Source organism: Corynebacterium cystitidis, assembly GCF_900187295.1.
Lineage (GTDB): Bacteria > Actinomycetota > Actinomycetes > Mycobacteriales > Mycobacteriaceae > Corynebacterium > Corynebacterium cystitidis.
The window spans coordinates 1,439,171-1,460,384 of the sequence record NZ_LT906473.1 but is presented as its reverse complement, the minus strand read 5'-3'; the positions used below and the strand labels follow the sequence as shown (position 1 = coordinate 1,460,384).

Here is a 21,214-nt window from a genome sequence, read left to right as displayed (position 1 = left end):
GTGATTAGCGCTGGCCACTTTGAGGTCAAAAGCACTATGCTTACTCGTCGAAACTTTCTCGCCCTCTGCGCTGTCGGTGGGGCTGCGTTGCTAACGGGGTGCAGCCCTCGTCGTCAAGCCCCTGCACCTGACCCCAACGCGCCACTGGTGTACGCCTCCTTTTACCCCATCCGCAGCCTGGTGGAAACCATTGCGGGCGATGGCGTTCAGGTACGCAGCTTCATGGAAGACGGGCAAGACCCACACATGTGGGAACCTTCGCCCCAGGCAATCCGGTCCTTGGCAGACGCTGACCTGCTCGTTGTCAACGGGGCCAATATGGAGGCGTGGCTGCCCCAAGTCCAAGCCAACTTCCCTGACCTACCCATCCTGCAACTTAGCGACTACGTGGAGCTGATCACCTACAAAGGTGCCGCAGCACTAGGCGAATTCCAATTCCTTGCCGCGGTTGACCTTAAACCGGGTGAGCAGTACCGCATTGTGTTTGGGCATACCCACGAACGCAACATGCGCGCCGCGTTTTTCACCGCGAGTGAAGGCACTTCCACAGATGACCTTGTGCAAAAAGGCCGCGACGTGATGGGCGCCCAGGGCGTGCCGGTCGCCCAGCGCGAAACTTTTGACCTAGTAGACGGCGAAGTGTTCGATATTGACATGGGGCATGAGTCCGGCACGGTCAGTTTCACTGTTCCTGAAGGCAGCGCCCAGTGGTATTTCGCTGCCGACCGTGTGTCCCAGGAAATCTTGAGCTACCGCATCGTCGATAGCAATGACCAGGAGATTCCACTTGATCCTGTGATTGAAGGCTCGAGCACGGGCACAGATTTTGTCACGTTCGACCCGCACTCGTGGCTTTCGGTGATCAACGCAAAACGCTACTGCAACGCCATCGAATCCACATTAAGGGAGCACTTCCCAGACCAAGAGCGCACTTTCCAGAAAAACCGTTCCGGACTGGTTCGCGAACTGACTCGGCTGCAGAACGAGTACAAAGAGAAATTCAAGGACGCATCGAGGCGAGACTTTGTGGTCTCCCACAATGCCTTTGGCTACCTAGCACGCGACTTTGCTTTGGAGCAGATGAGCTTACAGGGCTTAACGACGAACCAATCGCCAAGCCTGTACTCGCTGGTCAACACAGTGCGCCACGTCCGCAACTCAGGCCTAGAGGTGGTGTACTACGAGTTCGGCAACGAAGATCCGGGCATAACGACGATCGTCGATGAGGCCGGGGTGGAAGCGTTACCACTGGCATCCATGGAAATCGTTGACCCGAACGATGGGCTTTACGACGAAGGCTACGTGGGCTATTTGGAAATGAACTTGCGCAACCTTAACCAGTCTATTTATTCACCAGATCAGGAAGGGAGTACTCCAGCGTGACGGACGACAGACAAGAAATCCTGCACACTAGAAGCGTCACCTTTAGCTATGGGGGATTCCCGGTGCTTAAAGGCGTTGACCTAGATGTTTACCAAGGCGAGACCGTTGTGCTCACCGGCGAAAACGGCTGCGGCAAATCCACGCTGCTCAAAGTACTGATCGGCCAACTCCCACGCGATGGTGGTGACCTGCGGATTTTGGGGAAAGATGTGCGTGGTAGTGCCGATTTACACCACGTTGGCTACGTACCGCAATCAAATGTGATGGCCAAGATTTCCTTTCCCATCACCTCTCAAGAACTAGCAGTCCAAGGGCTTGCGCGCGACTTCGGCGTGGTGAAAATCCCGCGGCGCAAGCACCTGGAAAAAACCCGCGAAAAGTTTGAAGAAATGGGCATCGGGCATATTTTGGACGTGCCTTTCGGCGAATTATCGGGTGGACTACAGCAACGCGTGATGATTGCGCGCGCACTGTTAGCGGATCCGAAATTGGTGGTCTTGGATGAGCCAACCGCCGGGGTGGATAAAGAAAGCCGAGTTGGTTTCCTGCATTTGCTACGCGAACTTACTGCCACCCAAGAATTGACCGTATTGGTGGTAACCCATGACGTGGCCACGATGAACGAGCACCTAGACGTCACCGCAACCTACACCATGGAGGGAGGGAAGCTGCGCCATGTTGACGCTGTTTCTCGAGTTTGAGTTTGTCCGCCGCACATTCCTAGTTGGCTTAATGCTGGCTGTGGCCATCCCGCTGATCGGGGTGGTGATGGTCAACCGGCGCACGTCCATGATGTCGGATGCCCTTTCACACACCTCGCTGGCCGGTGTTGCCATTGGCCTGATCGCTGGGTTCAACCCCGTAATAGGCGCGATGATCGCCGCTGTCATTGGTGCGTTCATGATCGAACTAATTAGGAGAAAGTGGCCCCAATACGGTGACCTTGCCACAGCAGTTACTTTGTCGGCCGGGCTCGGCTTAGCTGTGATCTTGTCGGACCTTGCGCCATCGGGGCGCTCCTTCGAGTCGTACCTGTTCGGCTCTATCACAGCCGTCACAAGCCTAGACGTAGTGCTGACCACCATTGTTTTCGTCCTTGTTGTTGCTGCGTCGGTGGTGTTTTATGGTGGCTACCTGGATGTCTCCGTTGATCCGACCTTGGCCCGGTTATCGGGTACCAATGTGGGGTTAATCAATTCGATTTTTACTGTTCTCTCTGCCGTCACCGTGGCGTTAGCCTCCAAAGTGGTCGGCGCATTGTTAGTAGTTTCCCTCATGGTGCTTCCCGTGGCCACAGCTCTCATCTTGTGTCGCAGCTACCTACAAGCAATGGCTGTTTCCGTTCTCCTTGGCGTAATCCACATGACGGTAGGGCTGACTGTCTCTTACACCATCGACGTGCGACCTGGCGGATCGATTGTGATGAGTGCCGTAGCAGGGATTCTGCTGGCCATTATCTGGCGCCGTCTTCGCCCAGTGCAGCGTTCATTGGACACACGGATCGGTACAGTTCCGGCTGCAAGTGCAGCGTCTTAAAAAGGAAACAACATAATCCTTGGCGCTGCAGACTACTGTGGCCGTGAGCGAGTGCAGACCGCCGTGAGCGAGTGCAGGCAGCCGTGAGCGAGTGCAGGCAGCCGTGAGCGGCCCTTCCGCTGAGTTAGGCACCCTCAGCGGGGCAGTGGCGAAACATCAACAGGCCAGCACTTCTGCAACTGCAGACTGCTTCCGAAGGTTCGTCCTTCACAGAAAACCCAAACCGGTATAGTCCTCATCACATAGTGTGAGTGGTAAATTGGCAACCAAATGACATCCCGCACTATAGCCCGAGGAATATACTGGTTTACCGGCCTTGAAATGTTCCTGAGGAACTGGAGAACTGGTGCACCAGAGCCAGTTGGACCGGCTTCTCTGTTTAAGGCCCAAACGCCCAGCACCACACCTCGTAGACCCAAAGGTCAATTAAGATTTAATGCGAGCAAGGATTGAAGCCACGCCTCCGTGGTTAGTTTCTAGATCGGGGTAACCCTTTGTGGGCGAATGGTGAAAAATCAACCAATAGCGTACTGTTCTTAGCAATGAGCACTTCCGAAAACGTCACCGGCGACGTCAACGAGCCGGATTTTGTTATTGAGTCGGAAACTCAGAATAACCCGCAGGATGTAGTGGAAGAGCAGGAAACTGCTTCCGCCACTGAAGAAGACACCAGGGATGCGGCGAACTCTGAGGATACCGGCGCCGAAACCGCAGACGCGGAATCGGCCAATGAAGAACCAACCGAAGAACCTACAGAGCACGTCGATCAGGCTGGTAACGCTGCTGAAGCCGATGCTGGCGACGCTGTTGAAGCCGATGCTGGTAACGCTGGTGAAGCCGATGCTGGTAACGCTGCTGAAGCCGATGCTGGTAACGCTGGTGAAGCCGATGCTGGTAACGCTGGTGAAGCCGATGCTGGCGACGCTGGTGAAGCCGATGCTGGCGACGCTGGTGAAGCCGATGCTGGTAACGCTGGTGAAGCCGATGCTGGCGACGCTGCTGAAGCCGATGCTGGTAACGCTGCCGAAGCCGCTGCTGAAGCCGATGCTGGCGACGCTGCTGAAGCCGATCACGGTTTCGATAACCTCGGTCTGCCTGAGAAGGTCCTGGCTGCCGTGAAGAAGGTGGGCTTCGAACAGCCCTCCGCTATTCAGGCAGAGACTATTCCACTGCTGATGGAAGGCCGCGACGTTGTCGGCCTGGCGCAAACTGGTACCGGTAAAACCGCTGCCTTTGCGCTTCCTGTTCTGAGCCAAATTGATCCAAAGGAACGCTACCCGCAGGCACTTGTGCTGGCGCCAACCCGCGAGCTGGCGCTCCAGGTGTCGGACAGCTTCCAGTCCTTCGCGGACCACCTAGGCAAAATCCAGGTGCTGCCCATCTACGGTGGGCAGGCTTACGGCGTACAGCTGGCAGGCCTGCGTCGTGGTGCGCAGGTCATCGTCGGTACGCCAGGGCGTGTCATCGACCACCTGGAAAAGGGTACGCTGGATATCTCCAACCTGCGCTTCTTGGTGCTTGATGAGGCCGATGAAATGCTCAACATGGGCTTCCAGGAGGATGTCGAGCGCATTCTTGAAGACACCCCAGAAGAGAAGCAAGTAGCACTGTTCTCGGCAACCATGCCAAATGGAATTCGCCGCATCTCCAAGCAGTACCTGAGTAATCCGGCTGAGGTGACCGTCAAAAGTGAGACGCGCACCAACACCAACATCACCCAGCGCTACCTGTTCACCGCGCACCGCAACAAGCTCGACGCGATCACCCGCATCCTCGAGGTGACCGAGTTCGAGGCCATGATCGTGTTTGTGCGCACCAAACACGAAACCGAGGAACTGGCAGAAAAACTGCGTGCACGCGGATTCTCTGCGGCTGCGATTAACGGCGATATTGCCCAGCAGCAGCGCGAGCGCACCGTCGACCAGCTGCGCGACGGCCGCTTGGACATCCTGGTAGCAACAGACGTGGCTGCCCGTGGTTTGGATGTGGAGCGCATTAGCCACGTGTTCAACTATGACATTCCGAACGACACTGAATCTTACGTGCACCGCATTGGCCGAACCGGCCGTGCAGGGCGTACCGGTGAGGCAATTCTCTTTGTCACCCCGCGCGAGCGCCGCATGCTGCGTTCCATTGAACGGGTGACCAACGCGAAGATTGAAGAGATGGAATTGCCGACGGTTGACGAGGTCAACGAGTCGCGTAAGGCGAAATTCGCTGATTCCATCACTGAGTCCTTGGAATCTAAGGAAATGGATATCTTCCGCAAGCTAGTCAAGGACTACTCTGAGGCCAATGACATCCCGATGGAGGATGTGGCAGCAGCCCTGGCTACCCAGGCGCAAGCAGGCGAAGAGTTCTTTATGAAGGAACCACCAAAGCAGAAACGTGATCGACGCGATCGCGACAAGTGGGACCGTGATGGTCGCCGCGACCGTGGTGGACGTGGACGAGACCGCTTTGAGCGCGACGGTGATTTTGAGACCTACCGCTTGGCAGTGGGTAAGCGCCAGCACGTGCGTCCCGGCGCTATTGTGGGTGCGCTAGCCAACGAAGGGGGCTTGAGCTCCAAGGACTTCGGTCGCATTACCATCGCAGCGGATTACACGCTGGTGGAGTTGCCGAAGAATCTCGATGGCTCGGTCCTGGATCGCCTGGGAGATACTCGTATCTCCGGTCAGCTCATCCATATTGAAAAGGATGCTGGTGGAGGCGCAGGCCACAACCGTGGTGGCGGCGGTGGCCGTGGTGGCCGTGGTGGCTACCGAGGTCGACGTGATCGCGATGGTCGTGGTGGACGTGGCGGCTTCCGAGGCCGCGATAACCGCCGTGGCCGTGGCGGATGGCGCGACTAACTTCCGCTAGGCCCTGCTGAACTGGATAGGCCCGAGTAGAAAGGCGCGCATTCTTGTGAGAAGAATGCGCGCCTTTTGTTATGCAGAAACTGGTGCGCTGGGCGGCTAGCGCTGCGGCTAATATCCACCGCGCTACTGCCTCTACCGCAAAAGGAAGTAATCACACCGTGAGGTTTTACCGTTTGGCCTAAAAATGGGGCACAAGTGACAGACCTCAAAGTGTGATTACTTCCCTTTGGCGTGGGGAGGGGGCAACAAGCAGCTGGCGTGGGGAGGGGGCAACAAGCAGCTGGCGTGGGGAGGGGGCAACAAGCAGCAACCGGGTACTAGATGTACATCAGGATCAGGAGGATGATCCACATTAGATTGAAAACGCCTCCGCCAATGGTGGTCTTTTGCTGAGGAATCACCATTGCGATGAGCACTGCCCACCCAACCACTGCCACTACAAGAGAGGTGTGGTATTGACACATTGTCTTGTACTGCGACCAGCCCAGAAACAGTACGGCGGCACCCAGCAGGGAAACCAGGGCGGAAAGCACGCCGTAGCTGGAGCTTAAGCGGTGGAGCAGCTGTGGCAGCGTGCAGGAAGATGAGGAAGGAGGAGAGCATCGAAGCCTCGCTTATGAAGACGGCGACAGGAAATAGTCAAGTTTAGCTTAGGAGGAGCCACTCACCGATACTCATCCGACATTGCTTGCGCATCACTGTCTTGTCGCTGGCGGGCAGCGCAAGTGAGTAGCGGTAGGTCACATGCGCCAACGTAGTCACGTACGTACACCGTGCACGTTTGTCCGGTGGCAGCCATTGACTAGGCAGCTGGTCCGACTTCTCCTGATTCGCTGCACGCGAGGTGACCACCAAATTGGCAGGGTCATTGGCGAAGGCGTGGCGTGTCTGAGCGTCCCACGCATAGGCCCCCATGTCCCACGCTGCAGATAGTGGCACCACATGATCAATCTCCACATCGGCGCGCACGAGGTCTTCGCCTGTATACGGGTCCGGGATTACCACAGCCGGGTCGAGCGCGCTTAACGACGAGACACAGCCCGGCTGTGAGAGTTCGGAAGGGATGTCGTCGTGAAGCGAAAAATGCTTTACTAGAAGCTGTTCTCTTACCGTGCAGCCAGACGGAAGTGTCGCCCAGCCGGGCCCGAACTCTTCGCGTTGGTACCCAAGAACGGTGGCGCGTTGCGGGCTGGTGGGGGTGTGGTCCAGAAATCTTGCCAGTTCACGAGCGCTAGCCCCTGTCGTTGTGCCTGAGATAAGAAAAGACGGCAGGGGCAGCGGGATGGTGACAAGCGTGAGCAGGATGAGGCAGGCGAGGTACACGCGGATTGCTGGGCGCATACCTTAGTTAGACTGCGGTGGACCCTCCGTTGGTTCCCGTTGCCGCGGAAGTGTGGGGTGGATTACTAGTTGTATTGCTGTCGCCGGCGACATGCTCGCGGGCCTGTTCGAAAGTGGTGGTGGGGTGCTTTGCGGAATAGTTGGTCACTGCGACGGCCTCGTCGAATTCGGCTTCCGCCGCAGGGTCTGGCTTGGTCAGTAGTGAGACCGCGACCAGCACTACGGTTGCGGAGATAAACCCTGGGACGATCTCGTATATTGTGGCCCAATCAGCATCGAGATTGCCCCACACAAACGAGACCAAAGCGCCGGTGGCCATACCCGCGATTGCGCCCGGGGCGGTCAGGCGTTTCCAGTACAGCGAGGCCAGCACCACCGGGCCGAACGCGGAGCCGAATCCTGCCCAGGCGAAGCCGACCAGATTCAGGATCGAGTCCGAGGGGTTAATAGCCAGAAGCATCGCGACGATCGCAACAGCCAACACCATCAGCCGCGACGCTAGCAACAAACCGGTGGTGGATGCCCGCTTTTTCCCGAGCACTCGGTAAACATCCTCTACCAGGGCGGAAGAGGTGACCAACAGCTGGGAACTCATGGTGGACATAATCGCTGCCAAAACGGCGGTGAGGATAATACCGGCTATTAACGGGTGGAACATGATGCGGGTGAGATCCAAGAAGATGGTCTCGTAACTGGTGGTATCGGTGACCGTGGCGTTTTTCTCCGCAAAGTACTGGGTGGAGATGATCGCGGTGGCAATACCGCCTAAGAAACATAGCGTCACCCAGAACACGCCGTAGTTACCGGCTTGGCGGGCCTGGGCAGGGGAGCGCAGCGCCATGAATCGCGAAATGATGTGCGGCTGGCCAAAATAGCCCAAGCCCCACGCCAAGTTGCCGATAATCGTCACCGCGGATACGCCAGCGACCAAGTTGAAGTAGGTCTCATTCGGCTCCAGATGGGGCCCGTATGCGTTTTCTGTAGCGAAACTGAACAGTGTGCCGGGATCATCCAGGGAGAAAAACGCCATGGTTGGCACGATGAGCAGTGCGGAGAACATCAGCAAGCCCTGGACCACGTCGGTATAGCTCACCGCAAGGAAGCCGCCGATGAAGGTGTAGAGCACCGTAATGCTGCCGACAATGAGCATGCCTGTTAAATAATCACCTTGGAAGGTGGACTCGAAGTAGCGGCCGCCGGCCACCATGCCCGAGGACACATAGAAGGTGAAGAAGAAAATAATGATTACGGCAGCCAGGATGCGCAGGATACGGGAAGAGTCATGCACGCGGTTTTCAAAGAAGCTCGGCATGGTGATTGAGTTGCGCGCCACCTCAGAGTAGGAGCGCATGCGTGGTGCCACATAGCGCCAGTTGGCCCACGTGCCGATGAGCAATCCGATGACAATCCACAGTTCACTCAACCCCGAGACATACAGGGCACCCGGCAGGCCCATTAACAGCCAGCCGGACATATCGGACGCGCCAGCCGACAGGCCCGCCACAAACGGGTGGAGGCCGCGATCGCCTAGCACGTAGTCGTCGTACTTCTTGGTTTGGCGGTAGGAATACCAGCCAATACCGATCATCACGGCGAAATAAATGATAATCGCAAGGATCATCCACGCGTTTTCGCTCATACTGGTCTTCTTTCACTTCGATTTGAATCTGACGCGTTGTGTTTTACGCGGGTACAATGGCTTGTTCGACAATAGCGCACACAGCATTTCCGCCGTGGCCTAATCACCGTTAACTGTAGGAAGAAGAGTAAAACAAGCATGGCTGACTACCTGGTGCACGGACTCTGGCTCGCAGATTCCGGCCTCAACCTCTGGGTTGAGCAGGTCCAAGGCCACCGCATTGTTTTGCCTTCGCAGGTGCCAGCCGGCACCTTCCCGCCTGTGATCGAGGCATTGCTTCACGACGACCAGTTCCGGCGCCGCGTGGGTGTCACGCTCCAAACGCCGAAAGGCCGCCAGGTGACTCTCCGGATCCCAGCCGCCGCCTTTGCTCCCGAACACGCTATAGCTTTTTTGGACCAGATCTCATTTTTGGACCAGGATTCGCCGGCGGCAACCCAGACGCAGCGTGACTCGGTAGCACCAGACCTGTATTGGTTGGTGCGCTTGTACAAGGGGTTGACTAGGTTCATCCGCGCCGGGCGGGTGAGCATTCGCGTGCAGTATATGGATAATCAGTGGTACCCAGAGTGGCAACTGGGTACCGGGTTGGAAGAGCGTGGCTGGTTGGCCGACATGGTTGCCGCCGCCCCCGGAGTGGTGGTGGTCAACAATGTCAACTTGTCGGAGTCGATCGCGCAGACCTTCATCCACTGGATCACTTCTGCCCGCTTGCGCGGGGTGCTCGAGAAGGAGCGCCCGTACCCGCTGCATGACTTCGTCGATTCTTTGCTGCGCTCCCAGCCGTTGCGTCGCGGTGGGCCCCAGTTGCTGAAACAGATCACTGCCTGGAACGGCTCGATCACGGCTGTGAACGTGCAGTTGGTGTTCGTCGTGGAGGAAGAAGACGGCGATCTACAGTGGCCTGTGCGCCTGCAGGTGCGCAGTGGTACCGATTCGCCGCGGCCGATCCGGATGGCGGAGCTTGATCCGTCGAGTACCGAAAAGCTAAAAAGTTCGTTGCGCCGCGCTATCGAGATCACTTCGCGGGTCGACGCCACCGTGCACCCACCACTGTCTGGTGGTGTGGAGGGTGATCCCGCCAACGTGGGCGATTGGGATACATACCTTTCGACCGATCAGATCGTCGAGTTTGTTCAGCATGATGCTTCTGCACTGCGGGCTGCCGGTTTTGCTGTGATGCTGCCACGCGCGTGGTCTACCGCAGAAACCACCGCGAAGCTCCACGTGGCCCACGCCCATGATCCAGCTGATGACGCCACTGTCACCCACCTTGGTTTTGACCAGCTGTTGACGTATGACTGGCGCCTTTCGGTCGGTGATATTGAACTTACCGACGAGGAAATGGCAGAACTCGTCCGCTCAAAATCTGGCCTCATCAAATTACGTGGCGAGTGGGTGCTGGCGGACACCTCGTCGTTAAGCAAAATTTCCGATTACATGGAGCAACTCGCCGCGCAATCCCGCGAGAGGTTGAAGCGGCGTATGGAACAGGCCTCTATGCGTGCGGAAATTGCCCGCGCTAATGGTGCTGCCGACGCCGACGAACTCGCCGCCGAAGCTGAGCGCCTACGCACGCAGTACAACGCAGCCGCAAGCGCCGATACCGACGGTGACAGCGGGATGGTCACCGCCGCCGAGCTGCGTGAACTCGCGCTGGAATCCATGGCGGGCGAACCGCTGGAATTTGAAGGCTCCCCGTGGTTTACCTCGCTGATTGGAGGCCAGGACCGGCCGGCTCCGGAACGGGTGCCTATCCCTGAGACTGTCACCGCCGAATTACGCGACTACCAGCGTCGCGGCGTGGATTGGCTGTACTTCATGTCCCGCAACAACTTAGGCGCTGTGCTTGCCGACGATATGGGCCTGGGAAAAACACTGCAGCTGCTGAGCCTGCTTGCGGTGGAACATGCCCGCGATGAAGTATCTGGGCCAACCTTGGTTGTCGCCCCAACATCCGTGGTGGGCAACTGGGCTAACGAGGCTGCGAGGTTTGTGCCCGGATTGAAGGTGGCAGTTCACCACGGTTCTGATCGTTTACACGGGGCTGAACTATTTGAGGCAACGGACAAGCTTGACGTGCTGATCACCTCCTACGGGGTGGTAGGCCGCGATTTCTCCGAGCTCAGCCAGTTCGACTGGGATCACGTTGTGCTCGATGAGGCGCAGGCGATTAAGAACTCGTCGACACGCGCGTCCAAAGCGGTGCGCTCCATCCCTGCCCGCCACCGCATTGCGTTGACGGGCACGCCGATTGAAAATCGGCTCAGTGAGATGCGTTCCATCCTGGATTTTGTGAACCCGGGAATTTTGGGCTCCGCGACGTTTTTCCGCAATCATTTCGCCAAGGCCATCGAAGGTTCGCGTGATGAAAACCTTGCCGCCGAGATGGGGCAGCGGCTGCGTCGGCTGACCGCGCCGTTTATTCTGAGGCGGCTCAAGACCGACCCGGTGATTATCGACGACCTACCCGAAAAGGCCGAAGAAATCGTGGTTGTTGATATGAGCACCGAGCAGGCTGCAATGTACAAAGCACTCACCGATTCGATGCGGCAGGCGTTGAACGAGCGCAGTGGCATGGCACGCAAGGGGCTTGTGTTGGCCACCATTACGCGCATCAAACAAATCTGTAATCACCCCGCGCACTACTTGGGCGACGGCTCGCCGGTGACCTTAAACGGTGCGCACCGCTCCGGCAAGGTGGAAAAACTCATGGAGTTGCTGCGTAAGGCGGTAGAAGAAGACCGCCGAGTGCTCATCTTCTCCCAATACAAAGCTTTCGGCGATATCCTGCAGCCCTACCTGTCATCCCGGCTCGGCGAAGAGATTCCATTTCTGCACGGCGGAGTGAGCAAAAACAAACGCGACAACATGGTCGCCCACTTCCAGTCCGCCGAGGGCCCACGCGCCATGCTGCTCAGCTTGAAAGCTGGCGGTACCGGCCTGAACCTCACCGCTGCTTCTATGGTGATTCACATGGACCGGTGGTGGAACCCTGCTGTAGAAAACCAGGCCACTGACCGCGCTTACCGCATCGGCCAAGACAAGAATGTGGACGTGTACAAAATGATCACCCGCGGCACCATGGAGGAATCCATCCAAGACGTTCTTGACGGAAAAATGCAGCTTGCCGGTACCGTCGTGGGCGAAGGTGAAGGCTGGATTACCGAACTCGATCCTGATGACTTGCACCGCCTGATGGCCTACCGGGCAGAAAAGGAGTAAGTGGATTGACCATGGCACGCCCTCGCAAAGACAATGTCATCTACGCCAACTTCGGTGCGCGCAAACGTGTTAGCAACCCTAATGAAGTAAACGTTCCACCGCGCCCAACCGGTCAATCGTGGTCGCCAGCTGCCATGCGTATCTTCAATGCGGCGGTGCGGAAGGCCGACCAGGGTCGGGTGTCCCGAGGCCGTCAGTACGCCGCTAACGGCAATGTGATTTCACTTAGCCTGCGCAACGGTGCGATCCACGGCCAAGTTGCGGGCTCCCAGAATGAGCCGTTCAACGTGGTTTTGCGCCTGCCGTACAGGGATGCAGACCAACTTACCGAGATCACCGAAATTTTGGCGCGCACTCCCAATGGAATTACTCTGGCACGCCGGGGAACCTTGGAGGACCGCGTGTTGGACTTGTTGCTGGCTGAAGACAGCAGCGACATGTGGTTTAGCTGCGATTGCCCGGACCGAACCGATGCCTGCAAACATGCCGTGGCTGTGGCGGAGAAAGCCGCTGCGCGCATTGATGCGGACCCGCCGGCACTGTTCCAGCTACGGGGGCTGGACTTGAACTCTCTGGAGCGCACCGTTCGCGAGGCTGCTGCGTCGGTGTCCAAGGAGAACTCTGCCGAAGGCTCCGAGTACTTCTGGACAGGACGGGGCCTGTCGGACCTGCCGACGCCGAAGGTAGCCCCCATGCTGGACGATTCCGACATTGACCTGTTGCACAAGGCCATGCAAACAATCTCGTTTACCAATATTGATCAACTGCGTGCGGTGGCTGATATCGAAGATCTTTACGACGAGTTAACGCGTGACTAGCAAGCGGCGATCCCCACAGGTCAAAGCTGATGTCGGGGGCGTCTGATAGAACTAAAACCATGGCGCAAGTAACGTTTATTCACAGTTCAGACCTGCAGTTGGGTATGACCCGCAACTTCCTTGACCCGGATGCGCAGTCGCGTTTCGACGCCGCACGATTGCATGCCGTGGAACGCTTAGGCACGCTCGCTAGTGAGCGTGACGCCGAGTTTATCGTTGTAGCGGGCGATGTATTTGAACACAATTCTTTAAACCGGCGGACTGTGGGCCGCGCTTTGGAAGTCTTCGGTCGCCTTCCTGTGCCAGTGTTTTTGCTTCCTGGTAATCATGACCCCTTGGTGGCGGACTCTATTTTTAGCCACACTGAAGACTTAGATAATGTGACTGTTTTGGCTGATAGCACACCGGTGGTGGTGCGCGAAGGTGTGGAGGTTGTGGGGGCACCGCTGACGGCGAAACATGCCACGGAGGATTTAGTGGCCAAGGCGCTACGAGGTTTAGAGCCCACCAATAATGTGCGGGTTTTAGTCGGACATGGCCAGGTTGAGGCATATTCTTCCGATGCGGCGGCGGACCTGATCGATTTAGACAATGTCGAGCGCGCCTTAGATGCAGGCGTGATTAATTATGTGGCACTAGGAGACACTCACTCCACCATATCCTTGGGCAGCAGTGGGCGGGTATGGTTTTCCGGCTCGCCAGAAGTCACAGACTTTCATGACCGGTACCCAGGTGTAGCCGGTGGTGAAATAAATTCTGGCAACGCACTAGTTGTTACCCTCACCAGTGGCGGCGACTGTGAGGTGGAGGAAGTCAGCACCGGGCAGTGGGCCTTCGAGGCGCTGCATGCGGAGATGGCAGACGAGCACGACGTGGAGGATTTCTTGGCTCACCTTGACGGGTATCAGGCCAAAGATCGCACTGTAATTAAGTACTCGATTGCGGGCACCCTCGGGTTGGCGGCAACGCGGGCGTTAGAGAAAGGGCTGGCGCAGCGTGAACCAATCTTTGCTGCCCTCTATGAGCGCACTCGCTTGATGGACCTGCACTTAGAGCCCGGCGACGATGAGTTAGAAGCCCTACCGTTACAAGGGTTTGCTCGCGGTGCGATGACGCAGCTCGTCGAGGTGGCCTCGAGCCACGGTGGGGATATAAGCGCTACCACGCGTGATACTGCCCGTGATGCTGTGAACCTGCTTTTCCGACTCAGCCAGGAGGCTTAAATCATGTTGATCCATTCCCTGCGCTTAGACAACGTCCGCGGCATCGAATACCTAGAACTCACAGAGCTCCCAGAAACTGGGGTGATAGTGATCCATGGTGACAATGAGGCCGGAAAATCTACCATCATGGATGCCTTCCGGGTTGTGCTCACCGAAAACCACAACGCAAAAAACAAATCTACCAGGCCGCTTCGGCCCGTACACCGCGACGCATCGCCCGAAGTAAAGCTGGATGCGACGATCGGGCAATACCGCCTGAAAATCCGCAAGAGGTGGTTTTCCAAGGCGCTGAGTGAACTGACCGTGCTCAGCCCCTTTCAGAGGAATTTCACCGGGCGTGAGGCAGACACCAAGCTAGCCGAGATCGTGGCAGAGAATATGGACGCAGACCTCGTCGATACGCTTTTTATGCGGCAGGATGAACTGCCAGCCGGTATCAATGCAGTAGGCATTCCGTCCATGACACGTGCTCTCGATGCAGGCAGCGACGAGACCCTGGCCGGTACCGAGGACACGGAGCTGATGGAGCGGATAGAGGCGGAATACCAGCGCTACTTCACCAAGACGGGCCGGCCAGTAAAATCGCGCGACGACAGAGACCGCGATCTGGAAGAGGCGCGTGATCAGTTGCAGCGCCAGCAAGCTGAGGCTGCACAACTGAGCTCATATGTGGACGAGGTGGCGCGCAAAAAGCTAGAAATTGACCAGACTGAAGCAGAACTTCCTGCCGCTGTGGAGCAGGTCCGCGAGCGCGAGACCGAGTTCGCAGCGGCGCAGAAAACCCGCGAGGCAGCCGAACGTGCCGAGGAACGCGCAGCTGTGGCCACGCGCGAGGCGCAGCAAGCGGTGGCTGACCAGCAGCAACGCACGCAGTTGGTGCAGCGGGCGAAGGCAGCTCAGGACGATGTGACACGGTTTGATGCGCAGGTAGCTGACGTCGCGGAGCGGGCGGCGCAGGAGGCAGAGTCCTTTGACAAACTGACTGCTGCGCGCGCTACTGCTGATCAACGCGTGCAGCACGCCCGGGAGCAGTTACGCCAGGCGAATGCGAACCGTGAGCTGGTGCGCCACGTTGCGCGGCTATCTGAGGTGCGCGAAATTTTAGGCCAGCTTGAAGCGGCCGATACCGAAGTTAGCAGGCTGCGCGATACTGCCCCCGAGCGCCCCATCACCGACGACGATGTGCGTGCGGTGGAACACGCTACCAACGAGGTAGCGCTGCAGCGCCGCTTAAACGACGCTACGGCGGCAAAACTGGTGGTGACATCGCCGAGTTCCGGCCAGATTGTTGTCGACGGCCACGAGGTGGACCTTGACGGTGCTACTGAAGTTGAAATGTATGACGGCACCGAGGTGAGTTGCGGCGAGTTTAGCGCCCAGTACCACGCAGCAGCCGGCACCGAGGACGGGCGTGAGGCACTCCAGCGGGCGGAACGGAAAGTCGCTGAACTGCTTGGAGAACTGGGCTGCGCAGACCTGGAGCAGGTCCGCACCATGCGAGACACGCACCGCAGCCATGCCGACCAGTTGGAGAAGGCACGAAGTCAGCGCGCAACGATCGTCGGAAAGTCCAGCGCGGACGATCTACGAGCCGAAGAAAAATGGCTTGCCCAGCGCGTGGCCGAGTTAGATCCGAAGTTGCGCGAGCTTGACGACGAGACTGCTGCTGAATTAGTAGAACAGGCACAGCAAGAGGAGACCGCAGCAACAACCGAACTTAATAAGCTAGACGCCGCGCTAAAACCGTTGAGCGAGCGCACGGCGTACACAGCACTCCAGGTTGTAGAAGCTAAACAGGAGGCTGCGGCGCGAAGCCTGAAAGTTGCAACCGAGGAGCTCAACCTCGCCCGTGAACGGACTCCCGATGAACAGCTTGATGCCGGTGTGATTCAGGCGCGGGAAGCCGAAGACGTGGCCAAGGAGGTGCTGGCTACCGCGAGTGCGGCGATGCGCCAGGCGAACCCGGACGTTGCAGAACAGCTCCTGGCCGGTGCGCGTACCAAGGTGGAAACGTTGAAGAAGCGAGCAAGTGATGCGGGGATTCGCATGGCTGAGCTGCACAGCCATATCCAACAAGCACAAGGTATTGCCGAAGCTGTGGATAAAACCCAGGCCCGCGTTGATGCCCTCGAGAGGGAAAAACAGCGCACGGACCGGCGTGCGGCGGCGATCGATATGTTGCGCTCGACGATGCACGAGCATCGCGACAAGGCACGCCAGAGGTACTCCGAACCATTTACTAAAGCGCTAACAAAATATGCGGAAGTCATCTTCGGCCCCGACGTTTCCTTCGAGCTGGATGACCTCCTGCAGGTGACAGCGCGCACCATCAACGGCGCGACAGTGGAGCTGGAGCAGCTTTCGGGTGGCGCCCAAGAACAGTTGGCGGTGCTCACCCGTTTCGCGATCGCGGAGCTTGCAGGGTCCGGTCATGGGGGAGAACACGCCGCTCCCGTCATCATTGATGATGCGTTAGGCGCAACAGACCCGCAACGCCTCGCGTTGATGAACACACTGTTTAGCCAGGTTGGAAAAAATAACCAGGTCTTCATTTTAACGTGCTTCCCGCAGCGTTATGACACGGTGGCTGCTGCCGCCCGGTACAGCATGGACGAGCTCAAGACCCAGAGTTCACTGCTGTAGCGCATGGACAACCGTCGCCTTGCTTTGGTGGGCTGCAGCCCGCCTTTGGCTGCAGCAAGAAACGGGCGTGATTAGGCGTTGCGTTTGATCGCGGAGCCCTCGATTTCCAGGGTGACCTGCTCAGACACCAGCACGCCACCGGAGTTCAGAGGAGCTTGGAAGTCGACACCGAAGTCCTTGCGGTTAACCTTGGTGGACGCCTCAAAACCTGCGCGGGTGTTGCCGAATGGGTCTTCCTCAACGCCGAATACCTCAACGTCCAAGGTGACGGGTTTGGTGGTGTCGCGAATCGTCAGGTTGCCCTCGACAGTACCCTCGCCGTTGTCGTCTAGATTGAACTTGGTGGAGGTGAATTTGATCTCTGGGTACTGGTCTACCGCGAAGAAATCATCGCCCTTGACATGGTTGTCGCGATCGGCGTTACCAGAGTTCACAGAAGCAGCCTTGATGGTTGCCTCAGCCTTGTTGTTCTCAGGGTTGGCCTCGTCGACCACGATTACGCCTTCGAACTCGTCGAACTTACCGCGCACCTTGGTCACCATTGCGTGACGTGCGGTAAAGCCGATAGAGGTGTGGGCTGGATCTAGATCGAAAGTACCGTTCAAATTCTGCATGTAATTGCTCCTAAAAGAATGTCTTTAAAACTTGTTCTGACGTTGTCTGGTGTTTCGCACTTCGGCAGCGCCCGCGCCGTTTTGGTGCGATGTCAACAACCCTAACATCGTGATGGTGATGTGTCAACTACATGGTGGGGGTACTAGCGTACAACGCGGAAAAGGGAAAGAAAAACAAAGAAAAACCAGGCGCACCACGGATCTGTAGTGCGCCTGGTCTGAAGTCTCTGGTGTTGAAGTTTCTGGGCCTGAAGCCTTTAAAGGGAAGCCTTAAGCCTCGCGCTTGACGGCGGACCCGTCGATCTCGAGGGCAATCTGTTCGGAGATCATCACTCCGCCAGAGTTTAGGGGAGCGTGGAAGTCTATGCCAAAGTCTTTGCGATTAATTTTGGTCGAAGCCTCGAAGCCTGCACGGGTGGCACCGAAGGCGTCGACCTCGACTCCGAAAACCTCAACATCCAGGGTGACAGGTTTCGTGATGCCGCGAATCGTCAGGTCGCCCTCGACAGTACCCTCGCCGTTATCGTCCAGGTTGAACTTGGTGGAGGTGAAAGTGATCTCAGGGTACTGGTCTACCGCGAAGAAGTCACCGTCTTTCACGTGCTTGTCGCGGTCGGCGTTACCAGTATCGATGGAATCGACTTTGATTGTCGCGGTGGCTTTATTGCTCTCCGGGTTCGCCTCATCAACAACGATGACGCTTTCATATTCATTAAACCTGCCGCGAATCTTGGTCACCATCGCGTGGCGGGCGGAAAAACCGATAGAAGAGTGGGAGGGGTCGAGATCAAAGGTACCGTTCAGGTTTTGCATTAAAAGCTCCTTAAATTTGTGTGTATGAAGGGTGGCTCGATAAACGTTTCCGGAGCCATCCGAACCATCGCCCCACTGGTAGACGTGAACTGTGGGGCAATGGCTGTGTGTATTATAAAATCTACATGTTGGCAAGACAATTAATAATTAAGATTAATATTTGTGCAACTTGAAACCACAGGTCAGGCCGTGAAAATTTTTCAAAAATGTTTAGCCGGAGTACTCTGTCTTTCATGGCAACTGAAGCACGATGGCTCAATGATGAAGAACAAGAGTTCTGGCGCGCAATGCTTGCTACATCGCGCAAAATTACCCGTGCGATGGATGAGACTCTTCTGGCCGGATCAGACCTTTCTACCTCCGAATTCTCGGTGCTAGTGGCCCTGTCAGAGGCAGAAGACTGTGAGCTGCGCCTGCGTGATCTTTGCGCTGATCTTGACTGGGACCGCTCGCGCACCTCTCACCAGATCACCAGGATGGAACGTCGTGGTCTTGTGACCAAGAAGAAAAGCCCCGGAGACGCCCGCGGTGTTGTGGTCTCTCTGACAGACGAAGGATGGCGGCGCCTCGAACAGGCAGCCCCAGAACACGTCGAAAGCGTTCGTCGTTTAGTTTTCGACCACATGTACCCCGAAGATGTTGCACACATTCGTCGCTGGATGGATGGGGTACAGGCCGTTAACAATGTGCCGGGAACCCCTGGGTTTACCGGCGCGCTTAAGGTGAATCCTCCTAAAAAATAACCCAGCAGCTTCGGCTGCAAACCTAGCTTTCTGCCCTCATGATCAGGGTCAAAATCAGGGTAGTCCCCGATGTAGTTTCTGCAGTTCACAGCTTAAATAGAAAGTGAACAAAAGACCACATACCACCGAAAGGATCCGGCTATGACTACCCCAAACAATTCCGACAACATCTTCTCCCGTCGCCTCGTGCGTTCCCACACCGACCGCTACATCGCTGGCGTGTGTGGAGGTATCGCCGAAACCTACGGCATTAATGCCACCCTGGTTCGCCTCCTATTTGTCATTGCGACCTTGCTGGGCTTTTCCGGTGTAATCCTGTACATCGCGGCCTGGATTCTTATGCCGTCGGCCTAACTGGCTCCACGCACGCCTCAAGCGAGTAGATGGAGCCCAGTTGGTAAAACTGATCATCTTCGGCCACTCGCGTTGCTGAGCTTGAAAAGCGGTGGTGGAAAAGTGGTGTCCCCGACAGGATTCGAACCTGCGACCTTCGGTACCGGAAACCGATGCTCTAATCCACTGAGCTACGGAGACTCACCGTCAACCCTGAATCAGGGCCAACGGGTGAAACTTTAGCACGGGTGTGTGGGGAGTCCTAAACAGCCCAACACACCGGGTTATTGCTGGAAGAATCCAGGCGCGTCGGTCGGGCCGACATTACCGGTACGCAGGTACTCCACGACGATGTTATCTACTGCGTGGTTGTTAAATCCGGTGTGGCCGTGGCCGGGGCCGTGCACGGTGAGGATGTGCGCTCCCATCGCATTGGCCAGAGCGTGGCGTTGGGAGTACAGCGTTTGTGCATCTAGCGTGCCGGAAATCTGCAGTGGCTGGGTGCGCAGCTTGGAGCCATCGAGGTGCTCCACACCGCGGACCGGAGTAACACCATTGCAGTTCACGCCAGCACCGTAACCCAGGTTGTAGGGGATTCGTGAATTCTTCAAAACATATTTACCCCACACATATTCGGGGAGTAAAGCGTAGTTGGGTGGAGTGACATTCTCGTTGCAGGTGGCCAGGGTGAGGTAGATCGCGGCATGCTGTTGCTGCAGAGCGGTCTCCTTTAGCTCTTCTTCGGTGAGCTGGGCTAATTGCTCTTCAAGGTAGCTTGGGTTGAGTTCTTCGATCGGATCGATGCCCGCGATATGTAAGGCGAGGTCGTGCCACTGCAGGGGCAACGCCGTGGATTGTATGGTGGCCTGGAAGGTAGGGGAGGCGGCCTCACCTACCTGCGCACCATTTATCGCCGTGTGGGCCAGGCTTTGAACCTGGGAGCCGGGTGCGTTGAGGGCGGTCATTGCGTCTGCGCCTGCTTGGCCCGCCCACGCGATGTCCGTGGGCAGGTCGCCAGGCTGTGCTGGCGGTGGAACCAAGGTGGGAGTAGTGCCGGATTCCGCCAAGACCTTCTTCGCCCAGTTGTTGTACACCTTTAGCGGAGTATCGCCCAGACCGTACTGGTGGTTGTTCACGGCTGCGTAGCCGAAAAACTCGTATAGGGCGCGCTGCATGGCGGCACGCTGACCGTAAACCAGCTCATTCCACATGGTGTATGGGTTCATCGCGGAATCTAGCACGAGCTTATCCACGCGCTGTGGGTACCGTGTGGCGTACACCGAACCGAGGTAGGTGCCGTACGACAAACCGAGTACAGAGATGGTGTTCTCGCCGAGGGCCCGGCGTACCATTTCCCAATCTTCAGCGTTGTTGCTGGTAGTGATGGTTCGGGTGTAGCCGGGATCGGTGTAGTCGCAGGCCCGCTGGAACAAGCTTCCCGGTGCGACAAGGCTGTCAACGAGGTCCTGTGGCTCACCGGTGTACTCGTGGCAGGCGATCTGAGTGGAACCTTTCAACCCGCGGGGTTGGACCCCGATCACGTCCCACTCGTCGACGATCCCGGCTGGAAGGTGCGCAAATTCCGAGTTAGCAGCAAACACGTAGGCGCTACCACCAGGGCCACCGGGATTGAGGAAGAGGCTGCCACGACGCGCGGCGGGGTTATTTGCTGGGTTACGCACAAACCCCAAGGAGATAGTAGGGCCGGTTGGGTCAGCATAGTCGCGGGGAACATTGATACGGCCGCACTGGGCATCGGCTACATTCACCTCCTCAGGGCAGTCTTCCCAAGTAATCGGTGGGGCGAGCGGATCGGGGGCTGCGCTTGCCGGTGTAGCAAGCACGCTAGCAGTAACTGCCGTACTGGCTACTATGGCTGCAGCCGTGCGCCCGAAGCGGTTTTTGAGAAAATTAGCGGTAAGTCGCATGGTGCCTTCCAGAGAAATTGCAGGAATGGTCTCCATACTATATAGCGCACGCGTGTTACGCGGCACGGGAAACAATGACAGCAAGACCGCCGGTTGACTTACCTGGAACTT

16 protein-coding genes and 1 tRNA gene are annotated in these 21,214 nt (G+C 57.3%); 10 read left to right on the top strand and 7 right to left on the bottom strand.

Annotation, left to right across the window (positions count from 1 at the left end; translation table 11 throughout):
- Positions 1-36: 36 nt before the first annotated feature.
- From CKV99_RS06810 to CKV99_RS06795, 4 genes are all read left to right on the top strand, one after another.
- A complete protein-coding gene (locus CKV99_RS06810) occupies positions 37-1,383 on the top strand; it encodes a metal ABC transporter substrate-binding protein (RefSeq protein ID WP_092257363.1) in 1,347 nt (448 codons plus the stop codon).
- A complete protein-coding gene (locus tag CKV99_RS06805) occupies positions 1,380-2,084 on the top strand; it encodes a metal ABC transporter ATP-binding protein (protein ID WP_092257013.1) in 705 nt (234 codons plus the stop codon). The genes CKV99_RS06810 and CKV99_RS06805 overlap by 4 nt, the downstream gene beginning before the upstream one ends.
- On the top strand, positions 2,059-2,919 hold the full coding sequence (locus tag CKV99_RS06800; protein WP_092257015.1) for a metal ABC transporter permease: 861 nt from the start codon (positions 2,059-2,061) through the stop codon (positions 2,917-2,919). The genes CKV99_RS06805 and CKV99_RS06800 overlap by 26 nt, the downstream gene beginning before the upstream one ends.
- Positions 2,920-3,461: 542 nt before the next feature.
- A complete protein-coding gene (locus tag CKV99_RS06795) occupies positions 3,462-5,774 on the top strand; it encodes a DEAD/DEAH box helicase (RefSeq protein ID WP_231910207.1) in 2,313 nt (770 codons plus the stop codon).
- A 326-nt stretch (positions 5,775-6,100) separates the two neighbouring features.
- On the opposite strand, the gene CKV99_RS06790 is transcribed toward CKV99_RS06795, so the two are convergent.
- The 3 genes from CKV99_RS06790 to putP form a co-directional block, all read right to left on the bottom strand.
- A complete protein-coding gene (locus CKV99_RS06790) occupies positions 6,101-6,316 on the bottom strand; it encodes a hypothetical protein (RefSeq protein WP_092257018.1) in 216 nt (71 codons plus the stop codon).
- 112 nt (positions 6,317-6,428) lie between these two features.
- Positions 6,429-7,124 carry an HNH endonuclease family protein gene (locus CKV99_RS06785; protein ID WP_092257021.1) on the bottom strand — a complete coding sequence of 232 codons (696 nt, stop codon included), beginning with the start codon at positions 7,122-7,124 and terminating at the stop codon, positions 6,429-6,431.
- Positions 7,125-7,131: 7 nt separating this feature from the next.
- A complete protein-coding gene (putP, locus tag CKV99_RS06780) occupies positions 7,132-8,763 on the bottom strand; it encodes a sodium/proline symporter PutP (RefSeq protein ID WP_092257024.1) in 1,632 nt (543 codons plus the stop codon).
- 138 nt (positions 8,764-8,901) lie between these two features.
- On the opposite strand from putP, the gene CKV99_RS06775 reads away from it, so the two are divergent.
- The 4 genes from CKV99_RS06775 to CKV99_RS06760 are packed head-to-tail and all read left to right on the top strand — an operon-like array spanning position 8,902 to position 16,672.
- Positions 8,902-11,988 carry a DEAD/DEAH box helicase gene (locus CKV99_RS06775; RefSeq protein WP_092257026.1) on the top strand — a complete coding sequence of 1,029 codons (3,087 nt, stop codon included), beginning with the start codon at positions 8,902-8,904 and terminating at the stop codon, positions 11,986-11,988.
- Between the two features lie 11 nt (positions 11,989-11,999).
- Positions 12,000-12,806, top strand: coding sequence for a hypothetical protein (locus tag CKV99_RS06770; protein WP_092257029.1), 807 nt, complete (start codon positions 12,000-12,002; stop codon positions 12,804-12,806).
- Between the two features lie 59 nt (positions 12,807-12,865).
- A complete protein-coding gene (locus CKV99_RS06765; RefSeq protein ID WP_092257032.1) occupies positions 12,866-14,029 on the top strand; it encodes a metallophosphoesterase family protein in 1,164 nt (387 codons plus the stop codon).
- Between the two features lie 3 nt (positions 14,030-14,032).
- Complete coding sequence (locus CKV99_RS06760; RefSeq protein WP_092257035.1) at positions 14,033-16,672, top strand: AAA family ATPase; 2,640 nt, start codon at positions 14,033-14,035, stop codon at positions 16,670-16,672.
- A 71-nt stretch (positions 16,673-16,743) separates the two neighbouring features.
- Here the strand turns inward: CKV99_RS06760 and CKV99_RS06755 are convergent, their stop codons facing one another.
- Positions 16,744-17,286 carry a YceI family protein gene (locus tag CKV99_RS06755; RefSeq protein ID WP_092257038.1) on the bottom strand — a complete coding sequence of 181 codons (543 nt, stop codon included), beginning with the start codon at positions 17,284-17,286 and terminating at the stop codon, positions 16,744-16,746.
- 270 nt (positions 17,287-17,556) lie between these two features.
- Complete coding sequence (locus CKV99_RS06750) at positions 17,557-18,099, bottom strand: YceI family protein (protein ID WP_092257041.1); 543 nt, start codon at positions 18,097-18,099, stop codon at positions 17,557-17,559.
- A 233-nt stretch (positions 18,100-18,332) separates the two neighbouring features.
- Between CKV99_RS06750 and CKV99_RS06745 the strand changes: the two genes are divergently transcribed.
- Positions 18,333-18,842 (top strand): MarR family winged helix-turn-helix transcriptional regulator, encoded by a 510-nt coding sequence (locus tag CKV99_RS06745; RefSeq protein ID WP_092257044.1) that lies wholly within the window; start codon positions 18,333-18,335, stop codon positions 18,840-18,842.
- A 141-nt stretch (positions 18,843-18,983) separates the two neighbouring features.
- Positions 18,984-19,196 (top strand): PspC domain-containing protein, encoded by a 213-nt coding sequence (locus CKV99_RS06740; RefSeq protein WP_092257047.1) that lies wholly within the window; start codon positions 18,984-18,986, stop codon positions 19,194-19,196.
- Positions 19,197-19,299: 103 nt separating this feature from the next.
- Here the strand turns inward: CKV99_RS06740 and CKV99_RS06735 are convergent.
- A tRNA-Arg gene (locus tag CKV99_RS06735) sits at positions 19,300-19,376 on the bottom strand.
- An 83-nt stretch (positions 19,377-19,459) separates the two neighbouring features.
- Positions 19,460-21,139 (bottom strand): alpha/beta fold hydrolase, encoded by a 1,680-nt coding sequence (locus CKV99_RS06730; protein ID WP_231910206.1) that lies wholly within the window; start codon positions 21,137-21,139, stop codon positions 19,460-19,462.
- Between the last annotated feature and the right edge of the window lie 75 nt (positions 21,140-21,214).

Coding starts and splice junctions, on each gene's coding strand:
- CKV99_RS06730 (WP_231910206.1), bottom strand. CDS start 21,139: ATGGAGACCATTCCTGCAATTTCTCTGGAAGGCACCATGCGACTTACC.
- CKV99_RS06775 (WP_092257026.1), top strand. CDS start 8,902: ATGGCTGACTACCTGGTGCACGGACTCTGGCTCGCAGATTCCGGCCTC.
- CKV99_RS06770 (WP_092257029.1), top strand. CDS start 12,000: ATGGCACGCCCTCGCAAAGACAATGTCATCTACGCCAACTTCGGTGCG.
- CKV99_RS06740 (WP_092257047.1), top strand. CDS start 18,984: ATGACTACCCCAAACAATTCCGACAACATCTTCTCCCGTCGCCTCGTG.
- CKV99_RS06750 (WP_092257041.1), bottom strand. CDS start 18,099: ATGCAAAACCTGAACGGTACCTTTGATCTCGACCCCTCCCACTCTTCT.
- putP (WP_092257024.1), bottom strand. CDS start 8,763: ATGAGCGAAAACGCGTGGATGATCCTTGCGATTATCATTTATTTCGCC.
- CKV99_RS06810 (WP_092257363.1), top strand. CDS start 37: ATGCTTACTCGTCGAAACTTTCTCGCCCTCTGCGCTGTCGGTGGGGCT.
- CKV99_RS06765 (WP_092257032.1), top strand. CDS start 12,866: ATGGCGCAAGTAACGTTTATTCACAGTTCAGACCTGCAGTTGGGTATG.
- CKV99_RS06745 (WP_092257044.1), top strand. CDS start 18,333: ATGGCAACTGAAGCACGATGGCTCAATGATGAAGAACAAGAGTTCTGG.
- CKV99_RS06795 (WP_231910207.1), top strand. CDS start 3,462: ATGAGCACTTCCGAAAACGTCACCGGCGACGTCAACGAGCCGGATTTT.
- CKV99_RS06800 (WP_092257015.1), top strand. CDS start 2,059: ATGTTGACGCTGTTTCTCGAGTTTGAGTTTGTCCGCCGCACATTCCTA.
- CKV99_RS06785 (WP_092257021.1), bottom strand. CDS start 7,124: ATGCGCCCAGCAATCCGCGTGTACCTCGCCTGCCTCATCCTGCTCACG.
- CKV99_RS06760 (WP_092257035.1), top strand. CDS start 14,033: ATGTTGATCCATTCCCTGCGCTTAGACAACGTCCGCGGCATCGAATAC.
- CKV99_RS06755 (WP_092257038.1), bottom strand. CDS start 17,286: ATGCAGAATTTGAACGGTACTTTCGATCTAGATCCAGCCCACACCTCT.